Genomic DNA, 25,386 nt, shown 5'->3' with positions numbered 1-25,386 from the left:
GGGCGCGGCGGCTGGCGTGCGCCGCGAGCCGGCCGGCGCCGCTTGCGCGACAGTCGCCGCGGCGCTCCGGGCGAAAACGGCCGCCCCGGAAAGGGCGGCCGCAAGAGAAGTCGCGATCAAAGCGCCGGTCAGCTGCTTTCGGCGGCGATCACATCCCCGAAGAGCTCGAACGTCTCGCCGGTGAACTTCTGCAGGCGCATGGCCTCGATCGGCGCGTAATCCTCCGGCGAAGTCGAGACCGTGATACCAGGAAGCAGCAGCGGTATGTCCACCTGCCGCAGGCTCGTCGCCTGCTTCATGATGTTCTTGCGGCTCAGGTCATCGCCCGCCTGTTCCAGCACCTTCACCATCGTCCTGGAGACCGCGTAGCCGTAAATGGTGAAGCTGGAGGCCTGATCGCCGTCCGGATACCATTTGTCCATGAACGCGCGCCAAGCCTGCATTTCCTCATTGTCGTCATATTGCGGATCGGTCGAGTCCATCAGGTAGCCGGCGGAAATGATGCCCTGCGCCGCCTCGAAACCCGCCGGCTTCATCACCGCGCCCACGGAGATCGAGACGTTGGTGAGGTAATGCGTCGGCTTCCAGCCGATCTCATGCGCCTTCTTGATCGCCTGAGCGGCGAATTTCGGCGTCGTGACGTTGAGGAACACGTCGGCGCCCGAGGCTTTGAGCGAGATCATCTGGCTGTCCACGGTCGGATCCATGGTCTCGTAGGGCTGTTCGTCGACGATCATCGAGGTCTTGTCGCCGAGCCCCGCCTTGAACCCTTCGAGGTAATCCTTGCCGAAATCGTCGTTCTGATAAAGGATTCCGATCTTCGCGTCGGGCTGGGTCTGAAGGACGTGCTGCGCGTAGATCTTCGCTTCCGTCTTGTAGTTGGGCTGCCAGCCCATGGTCCAGGGAAAGTTCTTCGGGTCGTTCCATTTCGACGCGCCGGTGGCGACGAAGAGCTGCGGCACCTTTTTCGCGTTCATGTATTTGTGGATCGCGGTGTTGGTGCCTGTGCCGAGGCCCTGGAAGACCAGCGCGACCTCGTCCCGCTCGACCAGCTTGCGGGTCTGCTCCACGGTCTTGGGCGGCGAGTATCCGTCATCATAGCTGATGAACTCGACCATGCGGCCGTTGACGCCGCCCGCGTCATTGAGCATCTCGAAGAACTTGCCGATGGTTTCGCCGATCTGGCCATAGGCCGAGGCCGGGCCGGAATAGGGCATCGTGTTGCCGATCTTGATCGAGCTGTCGCTCACGCCCACCGTATCGGCGAGAGAGGGGCCGGCCTTGAGCGCCAGCGCGCTGGCGGCTGCGCCGATGAGGGATTGTCGTCTCGTGATCATGTTTCAGTCTCCCTTCTGTCTTGTCGTCATCGACTGTTGAACAGCCTTTTGAGCCTGATCGCGCCGGAGCGGATCAGACCGCCCGCGCCTGTCGGCGCGAGGTATATCATGAGAATGAGGAACACGCCGTAGATCGCGCCGGAGAGCCCTTTCGAGAGCTCCTCCGCCACGTTCGGCACGAAGACGATGAAGACCGCGCCGATCAGCGCGCCGGGCAGCCAGCCGACGCCGCCGACGACGATTCCGACGAGGAGCGCGACCGAAAGCGTGAAGGTGAAGCTGTCCGGGGCGACGAATTTGACCACGATGGCGCTCAGCCCGCCGGCGACGCCGGTGATGAGCGCGCTGATCCCGAAGGCGGTCGCCTTGTAGAGCGCGGTGTTGACGCCCATCGACTGCGCCGCGATCGGGTTGTCGCGGATCGCCATCAGCGCGCGTCCCGTGCGGCTGGCGACGAGGTTCTTCGCCAGCCAGTAGAGAAGGGCGCCGACGCCGAGGGTGAAGAAATAGATCCAGACCTCGGAGCTGAGCGGCAGACCGAAGGGCACCGGCGCCTCGAATGTCTCGGAAAAGACCACGATGCCCTGAACGCCGCCGGTGTATTCCTCCAGCACCGAGAGGCGGAGGAATTGCGGCGTCGCCACCGCCAGCGCGAAGGTCGCGAGCGCGAGATAGATGCTCTCGAGCCGGAGCGCGGGCAGCCCGAAGAGAAAGCCCACCATGAAGCAGATCACGCCGGCCGCCGGCAGCGTGAGCGCGTAGTGAACCCCCGCCATCTCCACCAGGATCGCGGTGGTGTAGGCCCCGACCGCGTAGAAGGCGCCGTGACCGAGGGAGAACTGCCCGTTGATCCCGGTCAGGAAGTTCAGCCCCATGATGGCGATCGCGTAGACCAGCATCTGCGTGACCTGAAAGACGAAGAAGCTCTTGGAGAAGAACGGCAGCGCGATCAGCACGACGAGGATGAAGAGATAACCCGCCCGCTCCAGCGTGAAGAGCGGCGCGGCCGCGGGCGTGGTTTCCGTCGTCGACGCCATCTCAGACCCTCTGCACGACGCGACGCCCGAAGAGCCCCGTCGGTTTGAACACCAGAACGACGACGATCAGGAACAGCGCGATCGGCAGCTTCAGCTCGCCCCCGACGACGGGGATGTAAGTTCCTGACAGATTCTCGATGATCCCGACGAGAAACCCGCCGATGACCGCGCCGCCGGGGCTGGTGAGCCCGCCGAGCACGGCGCCGGCGAAGCCGTAGAGCAGGATCGCCAGCATCATGTTCGGCTCAAGAAACACCACCGGCGCGATCAGGATGCCCGCGACCGCGCCGATGGCCGAAGCCATGCCCCAGCCGAGCGCGGTCATGAACCCGACCTTGACGCCGACGAGCCGGGCGCTTTCCGGGTTCGCCGCCGCCGCCCGCATCGCGAGGCCGACGCGGGTGAAGCGGAAGAACGCCCAGAGGAGCGCGAGGACGAGGAGCGTCACCGCGATCATGCCGGCCTGATGCTTGCTCATCAGGCTGTCGGCGTAGAGCGGGCCTTCGCCGAACGGGCTCGGCATCGGCTTGATGCTGAAATTCCAGATGAACCCGGAGGCCGAGTTGAAGATCACGAAAAGCGCGATGAAGACGACGACATGGCTGAGGACCGGCGCGTTCTGGATCGGCTTGAAGACGATCCGCTCCAGCATGAAGCCGCCGACGAAGCTGATCAGGATGGCGAGCGGGATGACGATGGCGTAGGGCAGGCCCCAGGTCAGCAACTGCCATGCGATGAAGGTGGAGAAGGTCGCCATCTCGCCCTGGGCGAAATTCAGGTGATGGATCGCCTGGTAGATCATCACCACCGCGAGCGCCATGCAGGCGTAGATCCCGCCGGTGGCGACCCCGGAGACGATCTGCTGCAGGAATAGCTCCATTATGGCTCCTCAATAGCCGAGATAGGAGGCGCGGACGCTGTCATCCTCGCGGATCGATTTCGCGTCGCCCGACATGACGATCGCGCCGGTCTCGATCAGGTAGGCGTGATCGGCGAGTTCGAGCGCCAGCGCGGCGTTCTGCTCGACGATCAGCATGGACGCGCCGGCCTCCTTCTGCACATCGGCGAGAATGTCGAAAATCTGCCGGACGATCAGCGGCGCGAGGCCGAAGGAGGGCTCGTCGAGCAACATCAGTTTCGGGCGCAGCATCAGCGCGCGGGCGATGGCGAGCATTTGCTGCTCGCCGCCGGAAAGCGTGCCCGCCTGCTGGTTCCGCCGTTCCTTCAGCACCGGGAAAAACTCGTAAGCGCGGTCGATATCGGACTGGATGTCGCGCCCCTGCGGCCGCGTCATCGCGCCGAGCTGAAGGTTCTCCTCCGTCGTCAGCGAGGTGAAGGTGCCGCGCCCTTCGGGGATATGCGCGACGCCGAGCCGGACGATGGACTCGGTGTTCATGCGTTCGATCCGCGCGCCGTCGAAAGTGATCTCTCCCTTCCTGCGGATCATGCCGCAGAGCGCCCGCAGGGTCGTCGTCTTGCCGGCGCCGTTGGCGCCGAGCAGCGCGGTGACGCCGCCCTTCTTGACCTCGAAATCGATCCCGCGCAGGACCTGCAGCGCGCCGTAGGAGGCCTCGAGGCCCCGGACCTCCAGAATCGCGCTCATTCCCCGCCTCCCAGATAGGCGGCGACGACCTCGGGGTTCTGCTGGACCGCGGCGGGCGGCCCCTCCGCGATCTTGCGGCCGAAATTCATCACCACGACGCGGTCGGAGACCGACATCACCAGCGACATGTGATGCTCGACGAGAAGCACGGTCACGCCGCGCTCGTCGCGCACCCGGCGAATGAGGTCGCCGAGGGCCTCGACCTCGTCATGGTTGAGCCCCGCGGCCGGCTCGTCGAGCAGGAGAAGCTTCGGCTCGGTCGCCAGCGCGCGGGCCATTTCGACGCGTTTCTGCCAGCCGAAGGGCAGCCCGGCGACCGGCAGCTCCGCGACCTCCCCGAGATCGAGCCAGTCGATCAGGTCCTGCGCCGTTCGGTCGATCTTCGCGCGCTCGCGCCGCGCGCGGCCGAGTCGGAACGCGTCTGTGATCGGATCGCCCACCGTCGCCGAATGGCCGCCGACGCGGATGTTGTCGCGCACTGAGAGGTTGGAGAAGGCGGCGACGTTCTGGAAGGTGCGCCCGATTCCGAGACCGGCGATGCGATGCGGCTCAAGCCCGAGGATCGACTCGCCCTCGAACTCGATATCGCCCGAGGTCGGGGTGTAAAGTCGGCTGAGGCAGTTGAAGAGCGTGGTCTTGCCGGCCCCGTTCGGCCCGATCAGCCCGAGAATCTCGCCCGCGATGATGTCGAAGCCGACCCCGTCCAGCGCGAGGATGCCGCCGAAGCGGACGGTGACCTCGCGTATCGAGATCACCGCCGCGCCGGCCGCGCCCGTCACCGCTGCGTGCATGCGCCCCCCTCACAACGCCGCCGCAATGATGCGTCGACGATGGCCGGCATGCATGCGCCGCCAATCGATTCTTCTGTCGGCACGTATTCGCTCCCAGGATTCCGGTCATTTGTCAGCCGGTATTATCATTGCACAGAGACAGAAAATTACGTGGCGATCAAGCCTCGATCCGGCGCGATCACGCAATACTCGAAATTGTGAGGTCGGCCGGCGCGCGGGGCGCCGGGGCGAAGCCGGGCCGCTTGCGGAACGCTTGCGAAGGCGCGATCATCACCGCCGCGCCCCGCGGCGGACGCGCGCCGGACGCCGCCCGCCCGCCTCACCGGAGCCGCTGTCGCACCGCAGAGGAAACGCCATGCAGACCGCCCCCGCCCCCGCACCCGCCCGCGCCGATCTCGCGACGCATGAGGTGACGAACCAGCCGGACGGGTTCGCCGATCGGAATCTCTATCTGCTCGACGCGCCGCTGCGCGAAGCGGCCCGGCGCGAGGCGGGCGACTGGCTTGATGATGTTCTCTCCCCCTTCGGGGCGTGCGTCGGCGCGGGCGAGGTTCTGGACCGGGGCGAAGCGGCGAATCGCAACCCGCCGGAGCTGATCGGTTTCGATCGTTACGGCCGGCGGCTGGACGAGGTCCGCTTCCACCCCGCCTATCACGAACTGATGGCGCTGGCGATGGAGCGGCGCGTCCACGATCTGTCCTGGACCGGGCCGGGGCGGGGCGCGCATTGCGCCCATGCGGCGATGCTCGCGCTCTTCACCCAGGCCGAGGCGGGCGTCATGTGCCCGATGACGATGACCTACGCCGCGGTCCCGGTGCTGAGGGCCGACCCGGAGGTCGGGCGCGCCTGGGAGGCGAAGATCGTCGGCGGGGCGTATGATGCGCCGCTGGTGCCGATCGCGGCGAAACGCGGCGTCACCATGGGCATGGCGATGACCGAGAAGCAGGGCGGCTCGGACGTGCGCGCCAACACCACGCGCGCCACCCGCTTCGCCGGGGCCGGGCCGCGCGCTTTCGTCCTTTCCGGGCACAAATGGTTCTGCTCCGCGCCGATGAGCGACGGGTTCCTGAGCCTCGCCTACACCGAAAAGGGGCTTTCCTGCTTCCTTGTCCCGCGGGTGACGCCGGACGGGGCGCGCAACGCCATTCACCTGATGCGCCTGAAGGAGAAACTCGGCAACAGGTCCAACGCTTCCGCCGAGATCGAGTATCACGACGCCTACGCCGAGCTGATCGGCGAGGAGGGGCGCGGCGTCAACACGATCATCGAGATGGTGCATCACACCCGCCTCGGCACGATCTCCGGCGTGCTGGGGATCATGCGCGGCGCGCTCGTCCAGGCGATCCACCATGTTTCCGGGCGCCGGGCGTTCCAGAAGACGCTCATCGACCAGCCGCTGATGCGCCGGGTCACGGCCGATCTGGCGCTCGAATACGAAGCGGCGGCGGCGCTGGTGATGCGCGTCGCGGCGCGCTTCGATGCGCCCACGCCGGAGGGCCGCGCCTTCGCCCGGCTGGCCGTCGCGCTGGCGAAATACCTGCTGACCAAGCGCTGCGCGAATTTCGTCTATGAGTGCATGGAGTGCCTCGGCGGCGCCGGCTATGTCGAGGAAAGCCCGCTGCCGCGCCTCTACCGGGAGGCGCCGCTGAACGCGATCTGGGAAGGGTCAGGCAACGTTATTGCGCTCGACGTGCTCCGGACCCTGGCGAAGGCGCCCGAGGCGCTCGACGCGTTCCTCGCAGAGGTTGGCGCGGCGGGGGCCAGGCGCGCGCGGCTCGGCGCAGCGATGGCGGAGCTGAAGGGGCTCCTGGCCGGGGGCGCGATCCACGAGCGCGACGCCCGGCATGTCGCGGAGCGGATGGCCCTGATCCTGCAGGCGGCCCTGCTCGTCGAAGGGGCGCCGGCGCCGGTCGGCGACGCCTTCGTCGCCAGCCGGCTTGGCGAGACCGGCGGGCTGACCTTCGCCGCGCACCGCGCCGAGATGGACGAGGCGCTGCTTCTCGGCCGGGCGATGGCGGGCTGAGCGCCTAGTTGTCGTCTTCGTCTCCATCGGCGTCGGCGGAGATCCACGCCTTCGCCGCCTCGAGCTCGCGATCGCCGAAGACATGCACCTGCCCGGAGACGAGCGGCGCGAAGATCCGCGTCGCGTGGCGGATCCAGTCGAGATCGCTGACCACCGCGATCTTGGAAAACTGGTTGAGATGCATCGCGCCGACGCGCGCGTCGCTCCAGACCGCGCCGGGCGTCATCGATTCGAACTCCGGCCCGATGTGGTAGAGGAGCCTGATCCGCTTGTGCGCCGCCAGCTTCTCCTCGACCAGCGGCACGATCCGCTCGGCGTAGTCGCGCGCGCCGATGACGCCGCGCACCGAGATGCCGAGAACGGCGGGCGGCAGCCCCTCGATCACCGTGACGTTCTCCGGCGCGGTCTTGCGCTCGGCGACCCAGGCGAGCGCCGCGTCCAGCTCGTCGCCGGGAAAATGCCGGATCTCGGCCCAGACGAGATGGCGGGCGATGCGCGGCGCGATGTCGAGAATGCGCGAATCGGAGACCAGCGCCACGCGGTCGATCATCCGGTGATGGTCGCGCAGAAAGTCGAAATGCTTGACGAAACCGGCGAAATCCGCCCAGCCGGGAAAGGTCGCGGCGTGGATGACGAGATTTGGTATGTTGTCGGTCTCGTTCACCTTGGCGTTGAATTCGCTTGTCAGCGCGGTGAAATCCGCTTCCGTCAGTCTGCCCGAAGGCTCCAGCCGGAAGCAGTTATGCGCGGCGTCGAAATCGATCTTGAGCATGGGTCCGTTCCTCTGGCGTGTTCTCGCGCGCCCGCGGCGGGAGCGGCGAGCGCCACAGTTTAGCGGGTTGGCGTCGCGGAGTCGCAGGAAAACCCTGGCTCCCTATCGCCGCGCCGACTTGGGCGAAGGCGGCGATGGATCGGCGGGCGACAGTGTTTTCGCGTCGGAAACGACGCCGGGCGCGAAAGTTCACTTTGACTGGCAAGCGTGTTTCGCGTCTAATGTCATGGTGTGGGAAGCTGCGGCTTTGGGATTGCGGCGAACAGGTTGGCGGCCTTACTCAACGGTCGAAAGAGGGAAAATTCGCATGAAGAGAACTATGCCGGTCGCAGCGGTTGCGCTGCTTCTATCCGCCGGAGCCGTCTCGGCGGTGGAGCAGGATAATTTCATGGTTTCGACGGGCGCCGACCTCGCCGCGCTTTGCGCCGTGACGCCGTCGCACGCGGATTACGCGGCGTCGATCCACATGTGCGAAGGATACATCGTCGGCGTGAACCAGTTTCACGAGGCGTGGATGAGGGCGAAAGGCGGCACGGGGATCTACTGTCTGGCCGACGCGGACGCGGGCGCGCCGACGCGCGACGAGGTGGCTTCGAATTTCGCGGCGTGGGTGGCGGGCGATGATGACGCCGCGGCGGCGCCCGCGGTAGAGGCGCTGATGCGCTGGGCCGCGTTCACTTATCCCTGCAAGTAAGGACTGACATCATGGCGATTGCTTCCGCTCTCTCCCGCTTCGCACTTCCGGCCGCCGGGGCGCTGATCCTCAGTCTCGCGGCGTGCGGGGATCTCAATCCGCAACAACAACGCGCCCTGACCGGCACGGCGGCCGGGGCCGCCGGCGGCGCGCTTGTCGGCGCGATCGCCGGCGACGCGGCGCTCGGGGCCGCGATCGGCGCCGGGGCCGGCCTCGCCGGCGGGCTGATCGTCGACAAGGTTCAGACCGACAAGGAGGCCGCCTATCGCCAGGGCGTCGCGGACGGACGGCGAAACTAGGGTCTGAACGACGGGCCCGGCGACGCCGGGCAGGGGAGACGCTGCGATGGAGCGGGAGAGCATGACGGCGCGGGCGCCGGGAGTCCTGATGCGGATGGGCGGCCTGTCGCTGCTGATCGCGGCGACCCTGCTCGGCGGCTGCACGACCGTGCTGTTTCGCGCGGCGGTCCCCGAGGACGGGCTGGAGACGGCGCGCCCCTACGGTATCGAAGCCCCGCTTCTGCGCGCATGGGGCGACGGGCTGAACCAGGCCGATGTCGAGTTCGTCGTGGAAACGCGGGCCCGCGCGCTCGAACGCTCCCACGCCGAAGAAATCGCCCGCGGCGAGACGATCCGCATGGACAGTCTCGCGCTTTCGGGCGGCGGCCCGGACGGCGCTTTCGGGGCCGGTCTTCTCGCCGGGTGGACGGCGCGGGGCGACCGGCCGGAATTCCAGCTGGTGACCGGCGTCTCGACCGGCGCGATCATCGCGCTCTTCGCCTTTCTCGGGCCGGAATATGACGACGAGCTGCGCGAGATCTACACCGAGTACACGACGAAGGACCTCGCCACGACGACGTTCTTCTCCGGCCTGACCGGCGGCACGGCGCTGTTCGACACCAGCGGTTATCGCCGGCTGATCGACAAGTATATCGACGACGAGATCGTCGCGGAGATCGCCGAGGCTTACAGGAACGGCAGGGTTCTGCTGATCGGGACGACGAATATCGACGCGTCGCGGCCGGTGAACTGGAATGTCGGCGCCATCGCCGCGAGCGGCGATCCGAAAGCCAAGAGGCTGATCCGGGACGTCATCCAGGCCTCGTCGGCGATTCCCGCGGCCTTCCCGCCAGTGCTGGTCCCGGTGAACTATCATGGCCAGAGTTATGACGAGATGCATGTCGATGGCGGCGCCACGCAGCAGGTGATCCTGTTCAGCCCGGAATTGCGCATGTCCGAACTCGACGAGCGGACCGGGGCCAAGGTTGACCGGCGGGTCTGGGTGGTGGTCAACAACAAGCTTCGCAAGCCATATGACCCGGTCCGCCCCCGCGTCTTCGACATCGCCGCCAAGGCGGGCTCATCGCTGATCGGCGGGTCGGGGTCGGGGGATGTCTATCGCATCTATGCGGTCGCCGAACGCGACGGGGCCGCGCTCGAGGTTATCTCCATCCCGCCGGATTTCTCGGCTGACCCGGAAGAGATGTTCGACCCGGTCTATATGGGCAAGCTGTATCAGGTCGGTTACGATCAAGGGCTCTCCGGCGAGCACTGGAGCCCGTATCCGCCGGGCTTCGCGCCGCCGCTGGACGCGACGGCGGCGCCGGCGCGTGTCGCCGACGGCTCCTGACCCGCGGGATCGCTTCGCCTGCCTGCCGCGCTGGTCCGCGCGCCCCTCGCGGCGGCCGGGCGAGCGGCCCCCGGTGCGCGCTTGACCCTGAGGCGCGCAGTTGACAGGTTAACGCGTCTCCAGCGGAAATGGTCCTTCATGCACGTCTACACCCCCCGAGAAATGCTCGAGAAACTCGTCGGCTTTCCCACGGTTTCGCGCGATTCAAATCTGCCCCTCATCGATTTCGTCGAAGAATATCTGACCGGTCACGGCGTCGTTTGCCGGCGCGTCTACGACGAGACCGGAACCAAGGCGAATCTCTACGCGCTGGTCGGACCGGAGACGACGGGCGGCGTGATCCTCTCCGGCCATACCGATGTCGTGCCGACCGATGGGCAGGAATGGGCGAGCGATCCGTTCGCCGTCGTGGAGAAGGACGGCAAGCTGCATGGTCGCGGGACCTGCGACATGAAGGGGTTCGACGCGCTGGCGCTGGCGCTGGTTCCCGACATGCTGAAGGCCGGGCTGAAGCGGCCGGTGCAGATCGCGCTTTCCTATGACGAGGAGATCGGCTGCCGCGGCGCGCCGGGCATGATCGCCGAGATGCGCGAGACGATGCCGCCCGCTTCGGCGGTGATCGTCGGCGAGCCGTCGCTGATGAAGGTGGTGACGGAGCACAAGGGCTCGGTCGGGCTCACCACGCGCGTGCGCGGGTTCGAAGTGCATTCGAGCCTGATGCATACCGGCGTCTCGGCGGTGATGACCGCGGCGCGGCTGGTGAACTGGATCCGCGAGCGGACCGAGGAGAACATGGCGAAGGCCGACCGGTCCTCGCCTTTCGAGCCGCCCTTCACCACGCTGCATGTCGGGGTGATCAAGGGCGGCACCGCCGGCAACATCACCGCGAAGGATTGCGAGTTCGTCTCCGATTTCCGGGTCTGCCCGCCGGAGACGCCGGCTGAATGGCGGGACCGCTACATGGCCTTCGCCGCCGAGGTCGAGAAGGACATCCAGAAGATACGGCCCGAGGCGCGGGTCGATGTCGAGGTCCGGATGTCGAACCCGCCCTGCCTGCGCGAAGACGATGGCGCGGCGGAGGCGCTGGCCCGCGCGCTGACCGGCGACAACAGCGAGAACGTCGTCTCCTACGGCACCGAGGCGGGACAGTTCCAGGAGGGCGGCTATTCCACCTGCATCTGCGGGCCGGGCTCCATCGCCCAGGCGCATCAGCCGAACGAATATATCAGCATCGAGCAGTTCGAGGCCGGCGAGGCCTTCATGCGACGGCTGATCGACCGGCTCGCCGCCTGATGCCGATCCTGAACAGCGTCGCGGCGCTTCAACCCGACATGGTCGAATGGCGTCATGATTTCCATCGCCATCCGGAGCTTGAATTCGACGTTCACCGCACGGCGGGGATCGTCGCTGAAAAGCTGCGCGCCTTCGGCTGCGACGAGGTCGTCGAAGGGATCGGCAGGACCGGCGTCGTCGGGCTGATCCGGGGGCGGGCGGGAACCTCCGGCCGGGTGGTCGGGTTGCGCTCCGACATGGACGCGCTGCCGATCGCGGAGGCGACCGGGGCGGCTCACGCCTCCACCGTTCCAGGCAAGATGCACGCCTGCGGCCATGACGGCCACATGGCGATGCTGCTCGGCGCGGCGAAACATCTGGCCGAGACGCGGAATTTCGACGGCGCGGTCGCGGTCATCTTCCAGCCCGCCGAGGAGGCGGGCGCGGGCGGCGAGAAGATGGTCCAGGACGGACTGATGGAGCGGTTCGGCGTCACCGAGGTCTACGGGATGCACAACATGCCCGATCTGCCGGTCGGACAATTCGCCATCCGCTCCGGGCCGGCGCTCGCCTCCACCGACGAGTTCACGATCACCTTCACCGGCAAGGGCGGCCACGCCGCGAAGCCGCATTTCTGCATAGACCCGACCGTCGCCGCCTGCCGCTTCGTCCGGGCGGCGCAATCGGTCGTTTCGCGCAGTCTAGACCCGACCGAGATGATGGTGGTGACGGTTTGCTCGCTGACCACCGCCGAGAGCTACAACGTCATCCCGCAGACGGCGCGGATGACCGGCACGGTGCGCTGCTATTCCGAGGAAAACCGCGCCATGGCGCGCGAGCGGCTCGACGCGCTCGCGGCGGGGATCGCGGCTTCGGCCGGCGCGGTCGGCGCGGTCGAGTGGGAGCGCGGCTATCCGCCGACGGTGAACGACCCGGAGCGCGCCGCCTTCGCCGCCGAGACCGCCGAGGAGATCGCCGGCGCCTGCATCCGCGACACGCCCCCGCTGCTCGGGGCGGAGGATTTCGCCTATATGCTGGAGGCCCGGCCGGGCGCGATGATCATGGTCGGCAACGGCCCCTCCGCCGCCTGCCATCACCCGGCCTATGATTTCGCCGACGAGACCATGCCCGCTGGGGCCTCTTACTGGGTGCGCCTCGCCGAGCGCGCGCTGCCGCTGAGCTGAAAGGAAGACCCATGCCGACGATCAACCGTTTCGCCGATCTCCATGACGAGATCACCGCCTGGCGGCGCGACATCCACGAGAATCCCGAGTTGCAGTTCGACGTTCACCGCACCGCCGGAATCGTCGCCGCGAAGCTGAAGGAATTCGGCTGCGACGAGGTGGTCGAGGGGATCGGCAAGACCGGCGTCGTCGGCGTCATTCGCGGCAAGGGAAAGGGCGGCAAGGTGATCGGGCTGCGCGCCGATATGGACGCGCTGCCGATCGAGGAGGCGTCGGGGGTTCCGCACGCCTCGAAGACCCCCGGCAAGATGCACGCCTGCGGGCATGACGGCCATACGGCGATGCTGATGGGCGCGGCGAAATATCTGGCCGAGACGCGGAATTTCGACGGCACGGCGGTGGTGATCTTCCAGCCGGCGGAGGAAGGCGGCGGCGGCGGCCGCGAGATGGTCAACGAAGGCATGATGGAGCGCTTCGGGATCGAGGAGGTCTACGGGATGCACAACATGCCCGGCACCCCGCTCGGCAGCTTCGCGATCCGTCCCGGCCCGCTGATGGCGGCGGCCGATCTTTTCGAGATCGACGTCACCGGCAAGGGCGGCCACGCGGCGATGCCGCACAAGGCCGTCGACACCACGCTGGTCGCGGCGGAGATCGTCGTCGCGCTGCAGTCCATCGCGTCGCGCAATCTCGACCCGGTGGAGTCGCTGGTGATCTCCGTCACCTCGTTCCAGACCGAAACGACAGCCTATAACGTCATCCCCGACGCGGTGAAGCTGAAAGGGACGGTCCGCACCTACACGAAAGAGGTGCAGGACCTGGCCGAGACGCGCATGGGCGAGATCGCCGAGAATGTCGCGAAGGCCTTCGGCGCGACCGCGAAGCTGAACTTCATGCGCAACTACCCGGCGACGGTGAACGCCGAGGGGCCGGCGCAGAAGGCCGGCGACGTCGCCGCCCGGATCGTCGGCGAGGACCGGGTCAACCGCATGACGCCGCCGGTGATGGGGGGCGAGGATTTCTCCTTCATGCTGAACGCGCGGCCGGGCGCCTTCATCTTCATCGGCAATGGCGACACGCCGAATGTCCACCACCCGGAATACGACTTCAACGACGAAGCGATCCCGGTGGGCTGCTCCTATTGGGCGAAGCTGGTCGAGGAGCTGATGCCGGCGGCCTGACGGAGGCGGGAGCGTCCCGCGCGGGAATCGGCTTGTCGCCGCGCCGCTTTCCGCGCTAGCTCTCCTTCCCCTAAGGAAAGACCCTTTCATGTCTCATGATGCGCCGCGCGGCGTCGTCGCGCCGAATTTCACGCCGTTCAATGACGATCTGACCATCGCGACCGATCTCTATATCGGTCACGCGCTGGAGTTGCTGGATCAGGGCTGCGTCGCGCTCGCGCCCTTCGGGACGACGGGGGAGGCGACCTCGGTCGGCGTCGATGAGCGGATCGCGACCCTCGCGGCGTTGATCGCCGCCGGAGCGGACCCGGCGCGGCTGATCCCGGGGACCGGGCTCACCAGCATCGCCGACAGCGCGCGGCTGACCCGCGCCTGCCTCGGCATGGGCTGCGCCGGGGCGATGGCGCTGCCGCCGTTCTATTACAAGAACGTGCCCGAGGACGGGCTCTACGACTATTACGCCCGGCTGATCGAGGCGGTCGATTACCCCGGCTTTCGCCTCTATCTCTACCACATACCGCAGATTTCCGGCGTCGGTCTGCCGGTCGCGCTGGTCGAGCGGCTGTTCACGGCGTTCGAGGAGGTGGTGGGGATCAAGGACAGCTCCGGCGACTGGGCGAACACGGAGGCGCTGCTGGCGATCGACGGCCTTGTCGTATTTCCGAGCGCGGAGAGCGCGCTCGCGAAAGCGCTGCCGCTCGGCGCGCCGGGCTGCATCACCGCGACCGCCAACCTGAACGCGCCGGCGATCGCCGAGCTGATCGCGGCCCATGACGCGGACCCGGCGAAAGCCGCCGCGCTGCAGCCGCCGGTGACGGCGTTCCGGAAAACGGCGCAGGCGCATCCGCTGATCGAGGCGCAGAAGCGGGTCAAGGCGCTGATGACGGGTGAGCCGCGCTGGGCGAATGTTCGCCCGCCGCTGCGGGCCTTCGACCCGGCCGCCGGCGCAGCGCTGGCGCGGGAGCTTGGTCTCGTCGCGTGACCGAATGGGACGTGGTGGTTCTCGGCGCCGGCGCCGCGGGGCTTTTCGCCGGGGCGGAGGCGGCGCGGCGCGGACGGCGGGTGCTGGTCCTCGACCATGCCGCGAAACCGGCGGAAAAGATCCGCATTTCCGGCGGCGGGCGTTGCAACTTCACCAATCTCCACAGCCGGCCGGAGGCGTTCCTCTCCGAAAACCCGCGCTTCGCTGTCTCCGCGCTCACCCGCTACGACCAGCATGACTTCATCCGGCTGGTGGAGGCGCACGGGATCGGCTGGCACGAAAAGACGCTGGGCCAGCTTTTCTGCGACGGGCGCTCCGGCGCGATCATCGAGATGCTGCTGAGCGAGCTTGGCGACGCGGGCGGGGCGCTGCGGCTTTCGGAGCCGGTCGAACGGGTGGAGCGGGCGGAGGACGGGTTCCGGCTCGTCACCTCGCGCGGGGTCACGGATTGCGCCGCGCTGATCGTTGCGACCGGCGGGAAATCCATCCCGAAAATGGGCGCGACCGGCTTCGCCTATGACCTCGCCCGCCAGTTCGGGCTGGATGTGACGGAGACGCGGCCGGCGCTGGTTCCCTTCACCCTCGGCCCGGAGCTGCTGGCGCGGCTGAAGCCGCTGGTCGGCGTCGCGGCGGAGGTGGAGGCGACGGCGGGCGCCGGGTGGTTCAAGGAGGCGATGCTCTTCACTCATCGCGGGCTTTCCGGCCCGGCGCTCCTGCAGGTCTCCTCCTACTGGCGGGAGGGCGAGGCGCTGCGCATCGCCTTTGGGGGCGGCGACGAGGTTTTCGGCGCGCTCAGGGCGGCGCGGGCGGAGGCAGGGCGCCGGGCGCTCCGCACCGCGCTCGCGGCGTTCCTTCCCAAGGCGCTCGCCGACTGGCTGGAGGCGGAGATCGGCGAGCGGCGCAACCTCGCCGATCTTTCCGACAGGCGGCTGCGCGAGATCGCCGGCTTCATCGCGGGATGGGAGGTCAGACCGGTCGGGACGGAGGGGTACCGGACGGCGGAGGTGACGCTCGGCGGAATCTCCACGGCGGGGCTGGACGGGCGGACGATGGCGGCGAAAGCCGTCCCCGGCCTGCATTTCATCGGCGAGGCGGTCGACGTGACCGGCTGGCTCGGTGGCTACAATTTCCAGTGGGCCTGGTCGTCGGGCTTCGCCGCCGGCGGGGCGGTCTGAAGGGCGGGGAAAGAATGGTCCCGGCCTTGAGCCGGGACCTCCGGCCGTGGTGAGCCGCCGTTCGGGGCCCCGGCGCAAGGCCGGGACCTCGGCCCGTCGCGCGCCTGCGGGGTCCCGGATCAAGCCCGGGATGGCCCGAGCTTCGCTCAGGCCGCTTTCGGCAGCGTCGCGCCGAGGGCGACGGTGGCGAGGGCGGCGCGCGCCGCCTCCCCTCCCTTCAGCACGAAATGTTCGGCGAAGAACGCCTCATGCGCCGCCGTCTCCTGAAAATGATGCGGAGTGAGGACGACGGAGAAGATCGGCACCTCGGTCGCGAGCTGCGCTTGCATCAACCCGGCCACGACCGTCTCCGCCACGAATTCATGCCGGTATATGCCGCCATCCACGACGAAGGCGGCGCCGATCACGCCGTCGTAAAGCCCGCTGCGCGCAAGGCGCTGCGCCAGCAGGGGGATTTCGAAGGCTCCCGGCGCGTCGAAGACGTCGGTGACGGCGGCGCCGTTGGTGCGGCGCGCCAGTTCGTCGAGAAAGCCGATGCGGGCCTGATCGACGATGCGGTCGTGCCAGCGGGCCTCGATAAAGGCGAAGCGCAAGGGTTCGTTTCTGGTTTCGGTGCTCTGATTCATGCTCTGCTCCATGGCGTCGGAAGCGTTGAATCAGGGCGACGAACGCGCGTCGCGACGCTGCGCGCCGCCTGTCGCTCGCTCGTTCTCTCTCATCCGGACTATGACCGTCGGCTCCGGGATCGCACCGGATCTGCTGACCCCCGGCGTTTCGCCTGAAACGCAAGGGCGCTCGCGGGCTGAGGCCGAAGGCTCCGCATCGCGAAACCCCTGGCCAACACCGCCGGTGGGGAATTTCGCCCCGCCCCGAGAACGCGCCGCCCGATCTGCGGGCGGCGGGGGAAATCTATCCCGACGCAGGGGCGCTGTCCATCGTTCCCGGATCGGGATTCAGTCGAAAGCCCCGGTGACGCGGGCGATGATCATGAAGGCGCGGCCGGTGCGGCTGTCGCCGGCTTCGAGGATCATCGGGTCGGACCCGAGTTCGCGCGCCATCCGGCCAAGCAGCCGGTCGAAGCGGCGGAGGAAATGCAGCGCGCTGTCGCGAAAAACCACGTCGCTGCGCATACGGCCGCGGATCGTGGTGAGCGCCTCTTCGTCGCGAAGGCCGCCGACTGCGGCGATGTCCGGGCCGCGGGCGCCGCGGGCGTAGGCGACCCAGTCCTCCAGCGTGGCCGCCTCCGGCGTCATGTCCTCCATATAGAGACCGTCGGCGGCGAGAAGCGTGAGCACATCCTCGGCCGCCTGCAGCAGTTCGGCGAATTCGCGCTCCTTCACCGCGGCGCGGAGCGCGGCGAAGCCCTCGCGGTCGTGCTCGTCGCGCGGAAAGTCGAGCGCGCGCACGACGCTGTCCCAGCGCACGCCCTCGGCCGGTTTCGGCTCCCCGGCGAGGGGGAGGGCGGGCTGCGCGCCATCGGCGGGCGCGGGCGGTCCGGCGATCTTGCCCTCGCGTCGGGCCGCGCTTTCGCGGCCCTCGATCCGCGCCATCATCTCCTGCATCGGGCCGAGCGCGGCGTCGATCCGGGCGAGCGCGGCGGCGAGCGCGGCTTTTTCCTCCTCCAACGGGGCGCGAAGGGCGGCGGCCAGCGCCGCCGCAAGCTCCGCCTGATCGGGGACGGGGCGGTCGGGCGTCCCTGGCTCACGCCCATGCAGCGCGTCGATCGAGTCAGCGAGGCGCGACGCCGCCCGCCTGATCTCCTCCGCCTGCTGCGCGAGATGCGCGCCGTAGAAGAACAGCGTCGCCGGCGCCAGCGCGGCGAGGATGAAAAGCGCGATCTCCAGGGCCGTGGCGGCGCGGGGGGCGAGGATCGCCGATTCGAACAGCCCGAAGAACCCGGCGGCGTAGGCGAGGACGCCGCCGAGCCAGATCAGCGTGAGAACGGTCGCGGCGGCGAAGACGCGGTTTTCGCGAAACCCACGGCCAAGCGCGGAGAGCCGCTTCCCGATCGGCGTCTCTCCGCTCGGTGTCTCCATCGGTTCACCTTTCGGGGTCCGGGGCCGTCAGCTGTCAGTCACCCGCCGGTCACCGGAACGCGACGGAGATGATCTCATAGCTCTTGCCGCCGCCGGGCGTCATCACCTCGACGCTGTCGCCGGCCTCCTTGCCGATCAACGCGCGGGCGAGCGGCGAGCGGATGTTGAGCTTGCCGAGCGCGATGTCGGCCTCGGTCTCGCCGACGATCTGATAGGTCTTTTCCTCGTCCGTATCCTCGTCGGCGACGGTGATCGTGGCGCCGAACTTGATCGAGGAGCCGGAAAGCTTTGCCGGGTCGATCACGTCGGCGCGGGAGATCAGCCCCTCGAGTTCCTTGATCCGGCCTTCGATGAAGGACTGGCGTTCGCGCGCCGCGTGATACTCGGCGTTCTCCGAAAGGTCGCCATGTTCGCGCGCCTCAGCGATCGCGCGGATCACCTCCGGGCGCTGCGTCGACTTCAGATCCTTCAGCTCTTCGTTCAACGCGGCGTATCCAGCCGCAGTGACAGGCACCTTGTCGACCATGTTGGCCTCTCCACTCCTGTTCCGACCCGTATCCCTGGCCTAAAAGCGGGGCGCGCCCTTCGCGGTCTCCCGCGCAGGGCGCGCCCCGGCTCGTTCAAGGAACATATGAGCGCCGTTTTGCGGTTGCAAGCCGGGGCGATGTTAACACTCTCGAAACGGTTTCGGCGCATTTTCCGAACGAGCGGTTAATGAGAGGGGCGGCGCATGGCGGCGGCGCGGGGGCTGGGCGAGGCGGCGTTGCCGGGGCTGGAGCCCGCCGGATCGAAGAAGAAGGAGCCCGATCACGCCCGGCATCGTGAGCGGCTGCGGGCGCGATTCGACCGGGCCGGGGCCACGGCGCTGGCGGATTACGAGCTTCTGGAGCTGGTGCTGTTTCGCGCCATCCCGCGGCGCGATGTGAAGCCGCTGGCGAAGCGGCTTCTGGCGGAGTTCGGCGATTTCAACCACGCGATCTCCGCCCCGCCCGCCCGGCTCACGAAGGTCGAGGGGTTGGGCGAAGCGGCGGCGCGCGAGCTGAAGATCGTCGAGGCCGCCGCGCACCGGCTGGCCCAGGCCCGCGTCATTGGGCGAGAGGCGCTGTCTTCCTGGTCGGCGCTGATGACCTATTGCAAGACGGTGATGGCTTACCGTGAGACAGAGGAGTTCCGCATTCTCTTTCTCGACCGCAAGAACGCGCTGCTGGCGGACGAGGCGCAGGCGAAGGGCACGGTCGACCATGTGCCGGTCTATCCGCGCGAGGTGGCGAAGCGGGCGCTGGAGCTGAACGCCTCGGCGATGATCATGGTTCATAACCACCCCTCGGGCGATCCGACGCCGTCGCCCGCCGATATCGAGATGACGCAGCGGATCGAGGCGGCGCTGGAGGCGGTCGGCGTGACGCTGCACGACCATGTGGTGATCGGCAAGGAGACGGACGCCAGCTTTCGCGCGCTCGGGCTGCTCTGAGCGCCGCTCTCAGACCTTGAGGCGCAGCAGCAAGGCGGCGGCGCCAAGCCCTGTGAGCGAGAACGCCGCCGCGATCCAGTAGGCGCCGGCGCCCCATGCCGGATAGGCCGCCGCCGCGGCGAGCCCGCCGCCGGCCATCGCCACGCCGACCGCGGTCGCGCCGACCAGTCCCTGCGCGGTGGCGCCGAGGCTGGCGGGCGCGATGCGCTCCACCATCGCGACTGCGCCGAGATAGGCGGCGGTGAAGGTGAGCGCATGGAGCGCCTGCAAGGGCCAGAGCCAGATCGCGGCCGGGTCCGCCGCCATCAGCGACCAGCGCAGGACCCCCGCCGCCCCGGCCAGCGCCATCGCGCCGGCGGGGGTCAGGCGGCGGATCAGCCTGCGCCCGGCGAAGAACATCAGCAGCACTTCGAGCAGAACGCTGAACGCCCAGAGCGCGCCGATGGTCCCGTCGCCGATCCCCGCCGCGCGCCAGTGGATCGAACCGTAGGTGTAGAGAACCGCGTGAGAGCCCTGAATGCTCGCCCCCGCCAGCATGGTCAGCAGCACGACGGGGTGGCGCAACAGCGCGGCGGCGTCCGCGAGGCGCGGGCGCGGCAGCGGCGCGCCGGCCCCGCCCGGATGGGTGAGGCCGAGCCAGACGCAGGGCAGAAGCGAAAGGACAATCCACCAGAGCGCGGCGTTCGAGCCGAAGCGTGCGATCGCGAGGCCGCAGAGAATGTTGGCGATCAGGAACGCGGCCGAGCCGGCGCTCCGCGCCGTCGAATAGGCGAATCCGCCCTGCGCCGCGGCGCGAAGCGAGAGCGCGTCGGCGATCGGGGCGATTCCGGCGACGGCGGCGGCGGCCAACAGCGTGGTTAGCAGAAGTCCGCCCGGCGTTCCCGCCGCGAGATGCGCGAGAAAGGCCAGCGAAGTGAGCAACGCGAGCAGCGCCAGCGCCCGGCGCGGCGCCCCGGCGCGGTCGGCGGCGAGCGGAACCGCGAACCCCATCGCCACGCGCAGCGCGATGGCGGCGGCGGTGTAGGTTCCGATCTCGGTCTCCGTCAGGCCCCGGTCCTTGAGCCAGATCGGCCAGAATGGCAGATGCGCGCCAAACGCGAAGAAAAGGAAGAAATAGAAACCGGAGGTGCGCGCGAGGCCGGGCGGCGTCAAAGGCCGAACGCCGAAAAAGGAAGCCAGGCGACCGGATCGCCGATCGCCACGTCCGGCCCGTCATCGGGCAGATCGACGAAGCCCTCGGCCCAGACCAGACCGCGCGTGAGGCCGGAACCTTCGTTGGCGAAAACCTCCACCCGCCCATCGGCGTCGAGCCGGGCGCGAAGATATTCGCGCCGGCCGGCCTTCCGGCGCCGGGCGAAAGCGGCGGGGCGGGTCTCGGCCGCCGGCTCCGCCCAGCCCGCGCCGCCCATCGCCAGCAGCGCCGGGCGCGCGAAGATCAGCGCGCAGGTGAAGGCGGCGACCGGGTTGCCGGGCAGACCGAAGACCGGCGCGCCGCGCCAGCGCCCGAGCGCAAGCGGGCGCCCCGGTTTCATCGCGATGCGCCAGATCGCGCGGCTTCCCTCCGCGCCGAGCAGTCGCGAAAGCCAGTCCTCGTCGCCGGCCGAGGCGCCCCCGGAGGCGAGGATGACGTCGGCGCCCGCGGCCCCGGCGTCGAGCGCGGCGCGCACCGCCGCGGCGTTGTCCGGCGCGACGCCGAGATCGACCGGCGCGCAACCCCAGGCGCGGACGAGCCCCGTGAGCATCGGCCGGTTTGCGTCGTGGATCTGACCTGGCGCGAGCGCGGCGCCGGGTTCGCGTATCTCGTCGCCGGTCGAGAGGAGGCCGACCCGCAGCCGCCGGCGCACCGGGAGGCGCGATAGCCCGGCGGCCGCGGCGTGAGCGAGCGCCTGTGGCGTCAGCCGCGCGCCGGCGCCGAGCGCGACCGCGCCTTTCTCCGCGTTCTCGGCCGCCCGGCGCCGGTTGACGCCGGGCTTCAGGCCGGTCGGCCCGTGGAGGAGCGCCCCCTCGCGGCGCGCGTCCTCGTCCAGCATCACCGTATCCGCGCCCTTCGGCAGCAGCGCGCCGGTGAGAATGCGGAGCGCTTCGCCCGGTCTTAGCGCGCGCGGATAGGGCGCCCCGGCCGCCGCCCGCCCGTCGACGACGCGGAGCGGTTCCTGCAAATAGCTTTCATGTGCGAAAGCATAGCCGTCGACCGCCGCGTTGGCCGCCGGCGGTTGGTCGATCCGCGCCGTCACATCCTTCGCCAGCACCCGGCCGAGCGCGTTTTCGATGCCGACCTCCTCGGTCCCGGTCACCGTCGCGACGGAGGCCTTCAGCGCCGCGAGCGCGTCCGCGACCGGCGTCCAGTCGACGCCGGGCGGCAGGGCGAAGCAGTCGTTGACCGGGCGGCGCGGATCCATCAGCCAGCTCCGATGCCGAGATCGCGGAGGATGAAATCGGCGATGGCGCGAGCGTCGTCGAGCGGCAGGACCGGGCGGTCGGTCTCCACCGGGTCGGCGCTGGCGATGGCGCGCACGGTCGGGTCGTCCGGCGCGATCAGCGCGGCGCCGGTCACGGCGCGCCAGACTTCGATCTTCCGGTGCCGGTCGCGCTTGTAGCCTTCGATCAGCACCAGATCGACCGGCGCGAGCCGGGCGAGCAGCTCCTCCAGCGTGGGCGGCGCTTCGCCCTGCATCTCGCGCATCAGCGCGTAGCGCATGTCGGAGGCGACCAGCACCTCGCGCGCGCCGGCGGCGCGGTGGCGAAAGCTGTCCTTGCCGGGGCGGTCGATATCGAAGTCGTGATGCGCGTGCTTGACGGTAGAGACCGAGAGGCCGCGCCCGGCGATCTCCTTCACCAGGCGCTCCATCAGCGAGGTCTTCCCGGCGTTCTTCCAGCCGGTGACGCCATACATGTTCAAAGCCCGTGCTCCGCGACGATCCGTTCCGCACGGGCGATATCATCGGGCGTGTTGACGTTGAAGAAGGGATCGAAGGGTTCGGCCGGAAATTCGACCAGCGCCGCGTCATGGCGGTCGGTCCATGCGACGACCTTGCGGATCCCACCGACGAGCGCGGCGCGAAGATCCTCGCGGAGCGCGATGGTCCAGAGCCCGAATGTCGGGTGGCGGGAAAGACCGCGTTCCGGGTCCGGCGTTGCGGCGAGGGCGATCGGCGCCCCGGCCTCCACCGCCTCGATGAGCCGCCGCCCGAGATTGTCGGGAAAGAACGGCGTGTCGGCGGCGACGGTGAGGATATGCGTCGCGTCATAAGACGCCGCCCAGTCCATCCCGGCGAGGACGCCGGCCAGCGGCCCCGGATAGCCGGCGACGCCGTCGGCGACGACCGGCAGGCCGAAGGTCGTAAAGCGACCCGGATCGCCATTGGCGTTGATCGCGGTCGCGACGACCTGGGTCGAGAGTCGCTCCTCCACCCGCGCCAGCAGCGTCCGGCCCGCGACTTCCCGAAGCGCCTTGTCGCCACCGCCCATCCGCGTCGCCCGCCCGCCCGCGAGGATGACGCCGAAGGGGTTCACGCCCGCTCGCCTTTGCGGCGGTTCTTCGGGTCTTCCTCCGCCACCGCGCCGGGGTCGGCGTCGCGCACCAGCCGCTCGGCGCCGGAGAGGCAGACGAAGCGCTTGCCGCGCATCCGGCCGATCAGCGTCAGCCCGACCTGGCGCGCGATCTCCACCCCCCAGGCGGTGAAGCCGGAGCGGGAGGCGAGGATCGGAACGCCCATGAGCGCGGTCTTGATGACCATTTCCGAGGTCAGCCGTCCGGTGGTGTAGAAGATCTTGTCGGCGCCGGGTTCGCCCTCCATGCGCATCCAGCCGGCGATCTTGTCGACGGCGTTGTGGCGACCGACATCCTCCATGTAGATCAGCGGGCGATCTTCCCGGCAGAGGACCGCGCCATGAATCGCGCCCGCTTCCAGATAAAGGCTCGGCGCGGTGTTGATCCTCTTTTGCAGCGCATAGAGCCAGGAGGTGCGGAGCGGCGCCTCCGGCAGCCGGACGCCTTCCAGCGCCTCCATCACGTCGCCAAAGACGGTGCCGACAGCGCAGCCGGAGGTGCGGGTCTTCTTCTTCAGCTTCTCCTCGTAGTTCGTCTTGCGGGTGGTTCTGACGACGACGGTCTCCAGCTCCTGGTCGAAATCGACGCCGGTGATCTCGTCATCGACCAGAAGCATGTTCTGGTTTCCGAGATACCCGACCGCCAGATATTCCGGATGGTCGCCGATGGTCATCGCGGTCACGATTTCCTGCGCGTTCAGGAAGATCGTCAGCGGCCGCTCCTCGACGACGCGCATCTCCTCCTCCCGCCCCTCGTGGGTCACGCCGGTGACGGCGCGAGTCAGGCGTGGATCGGCCGGATCGGGGCCGATGATGAAGTCGTCATCCTGAGTGTCCGCCAGCCTTCTCACCCCCATCGGGTTCGCTCCCCCTCTGGCGCGCGCGCCGCTGAAGTCTCACACGCGACAGATTTGCGGAGCGCGGCGACGATGTCCACCAATGAGAGCGGCGGGATGGTCCACTCGTGCGTTTCGCCGGTCGCCCGCCCGCGCCGCCGGTTTCATGGCGCCGCTCGGCCGCCAGCGATTTTTCGGGCGATCGGGAACCCGGCCGGCGCGGGCGCGTTAACCATGAAAGCGCAGCCCGGGCAGATGCGCTTGACGCCCGGCAGTCGAGGTTCCCCCTCCGCGACGGCCGGGCGTTCTTTCGCCCGGCGTCCCCTTCATTCATTGCATTTGCAGCGTTATTCCGACGCATGCGACGCCGCTTATGCTGCGCCTGCGCAATTTCATGCTATGGTTGAATTCCAGACCGACCGGAGAAATGCATGGACACCCTCATTTTGTCGCGGATCCAGTTCGGCGCGAATATCTCCTTTCACATCCTGTTTCCGACCATCACCATCGCCATGGGCTGGGCGCTGCTGACCTTCCGGCTGCGCTATGTCGCCTCCGGCGACGAGCGCTGGATGGCGGCCTACCGGTTCTGGGTGAAGGTCTTCGCGCTTTCCTTCGCGCTCGGCGTCGTCTCGGGCATCACCATGTCCTTCCAGTTCGGCACCAACTGGCCGGGCTACATGCAGACGGTGGGCAATATCGCCGGGCCGCTCCTCGCCTATGAGGTGCTGACGGCGTTCTTTCTCGAAGCGGCCTTTCTCGGGATCATGCTTTTCGGCTTCAACCGGGTGCCGGGCTGGATGCATATTCTGGCGACGGTTTTGGTCGCCATCGGCACCACGCTGAGCGCGTTCTGGATCCTCGTGCTGAATTCCTGGATGCAGACGCCGCAGGGGTTCGAGATGATCGACGGCGTCGCCCATGCGACCGACTGGTTCGAAATCGTCTTCAACCCCTCCATGCCCTACCGCATGGCGCATATGCTGCTGGCGAGCGGGCTGACCTGCGCCTTCCTGATCGCCGGGATATCCGCCTACCGGATCCTGATCGGGGATCAGGACCGGGAGCCGCGGATGACCTTTCGCTGGTCTGTCTGGGTGGCGGCGGCGCTGATCCCGATCCAGATCTTCGCCGGCGATCAGCACGGGCTCAACACGCTGGAGCATCAGCCGCAGAAGATCGCGGCGATGGAGGCGAACTGGGAGACCGGGCCGAACGTGCCGCTGCTCCTTTTCGCCTGGCCGGACGAGGCGGAGCGGCGCAATGATTTCGAGATCGCGGTGCCGCACGGCGCCAGCCTGATCCTGACGCATTCTCTTTCAGGCGTCGTGCCGGGGCTGAACGACTATTACGCCGAGGACGGAACGGCGCTGCACCCGCCGGTCGCGGCGCTCTTCTGGTCGTTCCGGGTGATGGTGGCGGTCGGGCTGGCCATGCTCGCGCTCGCCTGGTTCGGCGCGTTCATGATCTGGCGCAAGGGCGGGACGACGCTGCTCAACCCCTGGCTCCTGCGCGGCTTCGTCGCGATGAGCTTTTCCGGCTGGGTCGCGACGCTGGCCGGCTGGTACACGACCGAGATCGGCCGCCAGCCCTGGCTGGTGCAGGATGTGCTGACGACGGAGGCGGCGGTGGCGCACCATTCCACTGGCATGGTCGCCTCCAGTCTGGCGCTCTACCTCGCGGTCTACGCGGTCCTGCTCATCGCCTATGTGGCGATGCTCTTCATTCTCGCCCGGCGCGCGGCGCAGGGCTCGTTGCCGGAAGAGCCGGAACGATCTGGCGCGGCGACGGTCGCGGTGGCGGGGGAGTAGGGC

At 68.5% G+C, this 25,386-nt stretch carries 25 protein-coding genes and 1 riboswitch; of the genes, 11 read left to right on the top strand and 14 right to left on the bottom strand.

What is annotated here, in order from left to right:
• Window positions 1-128 precede the first annotated feature (128 nt).
• Genes G5B40_RS10015 through G5B40_RS09995 form a run of 5 tightly spaced genes read right to left on the bottom strand, consistent with a single transcriptional unit; the run spans window position 129 to window position 4,768 of the window.
• Complete coding sequence (locus G5B40_RS10015) at window positions 129-1,337, bottom strand: ABC transporter substrate-binding protein (RefSeq protein WP_165098099.1); 1,209 nt, start codon at window positions 1,335-1,337, stop codon at window positions 129-131.
• 26 nt (window positions 1,338-1,363) lie between these two features.
• Window positions 1,364-2,374 (bottom strand): branched-chain amino acid ABC transporter permease, encoded by a 1,011-nt coding sequence (locus tag G5B40_RS10010; protein WP_165098098.1) that lies wholly within the window; start codon window positions 2,372-2,374, stop codon window positions 1,364-1,366.
• Between the two features lies 1 nt (window position 2,375).
• Window positions 2,376-3,254: a branched-chain amino acid ABC transporter permease gene (locus G5B40_RS10005; protein ID WP_165098096.1), complete on the bottom strand. Its 879-nt coding sequence runs from the start codon at window positions 3,252-3,254 to the stop codon at window positions 2,376-2,378.
• 9 nt (window positions 3,255-3,263) lie between these two features.
• Complete coding sequence (locus G5B40_RS10000) at window positions 3,264-3,977, bottom strand: ABC transporter ATP-binding protein (protein WP_165098094.1); 714 nt, start codon at window positions 3,975-3,977, stop codon at window positions 3,264-3,266.
• Complete coding sequence (locus tag G5B40_RS09995; protein WP_165098093.1) at window positions 3,974-4,768, bottom strand: ABC transporter ATP-binding protein; 795 nt, start codon at window positions 4,766-4,768, stop codon at window positions 3,974-3,976. Before G5B40_RS09995 ends, G5B40_RS10000 begins: the two co-directional genes overlap by 4 nt.
• A gap of 355 nt (window positions 4,769-5,123) precedes the next feature.
• On the opposite strand from G5B40_RS09995, the gene G5B40_RS09990 reads away from it, so the two are divergent.
• Window positions 5,124-6,791, top strand: a complete 1,668-nt coding sequence (locus G5B40_RS09990; RefSeq protein WP_165098091.1) for an acyl-CoA dehydrogenase family protein — start codon at window positions 5,124-5,126, stop codon at window positions 6,789-6,791.
• 4 nt (window positions 6,792-6,795) lie between these two features.
• Here the strand turns inward: G5B40_RS09990 and G5B40_RS09985 are convergent, their stop codons facing one another.
• Entirely contained in the window at window positions 6,796-7,563 is a 768-nt protein-coding gene (locus G5B40_RS09985) for a SpoIIAA family protein (RefSeq protein ID WP_165098088.1), read from the bottom strand.
• A 307-nt stretch (window positions 7,564-7,870) separates the two neighbouring features.
• Here G5B40_RS09985 and G5B40_RS09980 point away from each other — a divergent pair, with 307 nt between their 5' ends.
• The 8 genes from G5B40_RS09980 (at window position 7,871) to G5B40_RS09945 (ending at window position 15,680) form a co-directional block, all read left to right on the top strand.
• Window positions 7,871-8,257: a Rap1a/Tai family immunity protein gene (locus G5B40_RS09980; RefSeq protein WP_165098086.1), complete on the top strand. Its 387-nt coding sequence runs from the start codon at window positions 7,871-7,873 to the stop codon at window positions 8,255-8,257.
• 11 nt (window positions 8,258-8,268) lie between these two features.
• Window positions 8,269-8,556: a glycine zipper family protein gene (locus G5B40_RS09975; RefSeq protein WP_165098083.1), complete on the top strand. Its 288-nt coding sequence runs from the start codon at window positions 8,269-8,271 to the stop codon at window positions 8,554-8,556.
• Between the two features lie 46 nt (window positions 8,557-8,602).
• Window positions 8,603-9,886 carry a patatin-like phospholipase family protein gene (locus G5B40_RS09970; protein WP_165098081.1) on the top strand — a complete coding sequence of 428 codons (1,284 nt, stop codon included), beginning with the start codon at window positions 8,603-8,605 and terminating at the stop codon, window positions 9,884-9,886.
• Between the two features lie 138 nt (window positions 9,887-10,024).
• Window positions 10,025-11,179 (top strand): acetylornithine deacetylase, encoded by a 1,155-nt coding sequence (argE, locus tag G5B40_RS09965; protein WP_165098079.1) that lies wholly within the window; start codon window positions 10,025-10,027, stop codon window positions 11,177-11,179.
• Complete coding sequence (locus G5B40_RS09960) at window positions 11,179-12,342, top strand: M20 aminoacylase family protein (protein WP_165098077.1); 1,164 nt, start codon at window positions 11,179-11,181, stop codon at window positions 12,340-12,342. The genes argE and G5B40_RS09960 overlap by 1 nt, the downstream gene beginning before the upstream one ends.
• Before the next feature lie 11 nt (window positions 12,343-12,353).
• Complete coding sequence (locus tag G5B40_RS09955; RefSeq protein ID WP_165098075.1) at window positions 12,354-13,523, top strand: M20 aminoacylase family protein; 1,170 nt, start codon at window positions 12,354-12,356, stop codon at window positions 13,521-13,523.
• An 88-nt stretch (window positions 13,524-13,611) separates the two neighbouring features.
• On the top strand, window positions 13,612-14,505 hold the full coding sequence (locus G5B40_RS09950) for a dihydrodipicolinate synthase family protein (RefSeq protein WP_165098072.1): 894 nt from the start codon (window positions 13,612-13,614) through the stop codon (window positions 14,503-14,505).
• Complete coding sequence (locus G5B40_RS09945) at window positions 14,502-15,680, top strand: BaiN/RdsA family NAD(P)/FAD-dependent oxidoreductase (RefSeq protein WP_165098070.1); 1,179 nt, start codon at window positions 14,502-14,504, stop codon at window positions 15,678-15,680. The genes G5B40_RS09950 and G5B40_RS09945 overlap by 4 nt, the downstream gene beginning before the upstream one ends.
• 146 nt (window positions 15,681-15,826) lie before the next feature.
• Here G5B40_RS09945 and G5B40_RS09940 read toward each other — a convergent pair whose 3' ends face one another.
• From G5B40_RS09940 to greA, 3 genes are all read right to left on the bottom strand, one after another.
• Window positions 15,827-16,306: a 6,7-dimethyl-8-ribityllumazine synthase gene (locus G5B40_RS09940; RefSeq protein WP_165098067.1), complete on the bottom strand. Its 480-nt coding sequence runs from the start codon at window positions 16,304-16,306 to the stop codon at window positions 15,827-15,829.
• 77 nt (window positions 16,307-16,383) lie between these two features.
• Window positions 16,384-16,561, bottom strand: a riboswitch (FMN riboswitch).
• 72 nt (window positions 16,562-16,633) lie between these two features.
• On the bottom strand, window positions 16,634-17,716 hold the full coding sequence (locus tag G5B40_RS09935) for a hypothetical protein (RefSeq protein WP_165098065.1): 1,083 nt from the start codon (window positions 17,714-17,716) through the stop codon (window positions 16,634-16,636).
• Window positions 17,717-17,765: 49 nt separating this feature from the next.
• Window positions 17,766-18,242, bottom strand: a complete 477-nt coding sequence (greA, locus tag G5B40_RS09930) for a transcription elongation factor GreA (protein ID WP_165098063.1) — start codon at window positions 18,240-18,242, stop codon at window positions 17,766-17,768.
• A gap of 204 nt (window positions 18,243-18,446) precedes the next feature.
• Between greA and radC the strand changes: the two genes are divergently transcribed.
• A complete protein-coding gene (gene radC, locus G5B40_RS09925) occupies window positions 18,447-19,187 on the top strand; it encodes a RadC family protein (protein WP_165098061.1) in 741 nt (246 codons plus the stop codon).
• Window positions 19,188-19,196: 9 nt separating this feature from the next.
• Here the strand turns inward: radC and G5B40_RS09920 are convergent, their stop codons facing one another.
• From G5B40_RS09920 to G5B40_RS09900, 5 genes are read right to left on the bottom strand one after another with little or no spacing between them, the layout of a single operon-like run.
• Window positions 19,197-20,339: an MFS transporter gene (locus G5B40_RS09920; protein ID WP_165098059.1), complete on the bottom strand. Its 1,143-nt coding sequence runs from the start codon at window positions 20,337-20,339 to the stop codon at window positions 19,197-19,199.
• On the bottom strand, window positions 20,336-21,586 hold the full coding sequence (locus tag G5B40_RS09915; RefSeq protein WP_165098057.1) for a molybdopterin-binding protein: 1,251 nt from the start codon (window positions 21,584-21,586) through the stop codon (window positions 20,336-20,338). The genes G5B40_RS09920 and G5B40_RS09915 overlap by 4 nt, the downstream gene beginning before the upstream one ends.
• On the bottom strand, window positions 21,586-22,086 hold the full coding sequence (gene mobB / locus G5B40_RS09910) for a molybdopterin-guanine dinucleotide biosynthesis protein B (RefSeq protein ID WP_165098054.1): 501 nt from the start codon (window positions 22,084-22,086) through the stop codon (window positions 21,586-21,588). Before mobB ends, G5B40_RS09915 begins: the two co-directional genes overlap by 1 nt.
• Window positions 22,083-22,655 (bottom strand): molybdenum cofactor guanylyltransferase MobA, encoded by a 573-nt coding sequence (gene mobA, locus G5B40_RS09905; protein WP_165103493.1) that lies wholly within the window; start codon window positions 22,653-22,655, stop codon window positions 22,083-22,085. Before mobA ends, mobB begins: the two co-directional genes overlap by 4 nt.
• Window positions 22,656-22,696: 41 nt before the next feature.
• Entirely contained in the window at window positions 22,697-23,593 is an 897-nt protein-coding gene (locus tag G5B40_RS09900; protein ID WP_165098051.1) for a formate dehydrogenase accessory sulfurtransferase FdhD, read from the bottom strand.
• A 410-nt stretch (window positions 23,594-24,003) separates the two neighbouring features.
• Here G5B40_RS09900 and G5B40_RS09895 point away from each other — a divergent pair, with 410 nt between their 5' ends.
• Entirely contained in the window at window positions 24,004-25,383 is a 1,380-nt protein-coding gene (locus G5B40_RS09895; protein WP_165098048.1) for a cytochrome ubiquinol oxidase subunit I, read from the top strand.
• Window positions 25,384-25,386: the final 3 nt, after the last annotated feature.

The organism is Pikeienuella piscinae, from assembly GCF_011044155.1.
In the GTDB taxonomy this organism is placed as follows: Bacteria; Pseudomonadota; Alphaproteobacteria; order Rhodobacterales; family Rhodobacteraceae; genus Pikeienuella; species Pikeienuella piscinae.
Note: the sequence above shows the minus strand (reverse complement) of the source record. Positions and strands in the feature narration are given on the sequence as shown.

What these genes read in the sequence shown, in the direction of transcription:
- G5B40_RS10015 (WP_165098099.1), bottom strand. Translation starts at nt 1,337, where the DNA reads ATGATCACGAGACGACAATCCCTCATCGGCGCAGCCGCCAGCGCGCTG.
- G5B40_RS10010 (WP_165098098.1), bottom strand. Translation starts at nt 2,374, where the DNA reads ATGGCGTCGACGACGGAAACCACGCCCGCGGCCGCGCCGCTCTTCACG.
- G5B40_RS10005 (WP_165098096.1), bottom strand. Translation starts at nt 3,254, where the DNA reads ATGGAGCTATTCCTGCAGCAGATCGTCTCCGGGGTCGCCACCGGCGGG.
- G5B40_RS10000 (WP_165098094.1), bottom strand. Translation starts at nt 3,977, where the DNA reads ATGAGCGCGATTCTGGAGGTCCGGGGCCTCGAGGCCTCCTACGGCGCG.
- G5B40_RS09995 (WP_165098093.1), bottom strand. Translation starts at nt 4,768, where the DNA reads ATGCACGCAGCGGTGACGGGCGCGGCCGGCGCGGCGGTGATCTCGATA.
- G5B40_RS09990 (WP_165098091.1), top strand. Translation starts at nt 5,124, where the DNA reads ATGCAGACCGCCCCCGCCCCCGCACCCGCCCGCGCCGATCTCGCGACG.
- G5B40_RS09985 (WP_165098088.1), bottom strand. Translation starts at nt 7,563, where the DNA reads ATGCTCAAGATCGATTTCGACGCCGCGCATAACTGCTTCCGGCTGGAG.
- G5B40_RS09980 (WP_165098086.1), top strand. Translation starts at nt 7,871, where the DNA reads ATGAAGAGAACTATGCCGGTCGCAGCGGTTGCGCTGCTTCTATCCGCC.
- G5B40_RS09975 (WP_165098083.1), top strand. Translation starts at nt 8,269, where the DNA reads ATGGCGATTGCTTCCGCTCTCTCCCGCTTCGCACTTCCGGCCGCCGGG.
- G5B40_RS09970 (WP_165098081.1), top strand. Translation starts at nt 8,603, where the DNA reads ATGGAGCGGGAGAGCATGACGGCGCGGGCGCCGGGAGTCCTGATGCGG.
- argE (WP_165098079.1), top strand. Translation starts at nt 10,025, where the DNA reads ATGCACGTCTACACCCCCCGAGAAATGCTCGAGAAACTCGTCGGCTTT.
- G5B40_RS09960 (WP_165098077.1), top strand. Translation starts at nt 11,179, where the DNA reads ATGCCGATCCTGAACAGCGTCGCGGCGCTTCAACCCGACATGGTCGAA.
- G5B40_RS09955 (WP_165098075.1), top strand. Translation starts at nt 12,354, where the DNA reads ATGCCGACGATCAACCGTTTCGCCGATCTCCATGACGAGATCACCGCC.
- G5B40_RS09950 (WP_165098072.1), top strand. Translation starts at nt 13,612, where the DNA reads ATGTCTCATGATGCGCCGCGCGGCGTCGTCGCGCCGAATTTCACGCCG.
- G5B40_RS09940 (WP_165098067.1), bottom strand. Translation starts at nt 16,306, where the DNA reads ATGAATCAGAGCACCGAAACCAGAAACGAACCCTTGCGCTTCGCCTTT.
- G5B40_RS09935 (WP_165098065.1), bottom strand. Translation starts at nt 17,716, where the DNA reads ATGGAGACACCGAGCGGAGAGACGCCGATCGGGAAGCGGCTCTCCGCG.
- greA (WP_165098063.1), bottom strand. Translation starts at nt 18,242, where the DNA reads ATGGTCGACAAGGTGCCTGTCACTGCGGCTGGATACGCCGCGTTGAAC.
- radC (WP_165098061.1), top strand. Translation starts at nt 18,447, where the DNA reads ATGGCGGCGGCGCGGGGGCTGGGCGAGGCGGCGTTGCCGGGGCTGGAG.
- G5B40_RS09915 (WP_165098057.1), bottom strand. Translation starts at nt 21,586, where the DNA reads ATGGATCCGCGCCGCCCGGTCAACGACTGCTTCGCCCTGCCGCCCGGC.
- mobA (WP_165103493.1), bottom strand. Translation starts at nt 22,655, where the DNA reads ATGGGCGGTGGCGACAAGGCGCTTCGGGAAGTCGCGGGCCGGACGCTG.
- G5B40_RS09900 (WP_165098051.1), bottom strand. Translation starts at nt 23,593, where the DNA reads ATGGGGGTGAGAAGGCTGGCGGACACTCAGGATGACGACTTCATCATC.
- G5B40_RS09895 (WP_165098048.1), top strand. Translation starts at nt 24,004, where the DNA reads ATGGACACCCTCATTTTGTCGCGGATCCAGTTCGGCGCGAATATCTCC.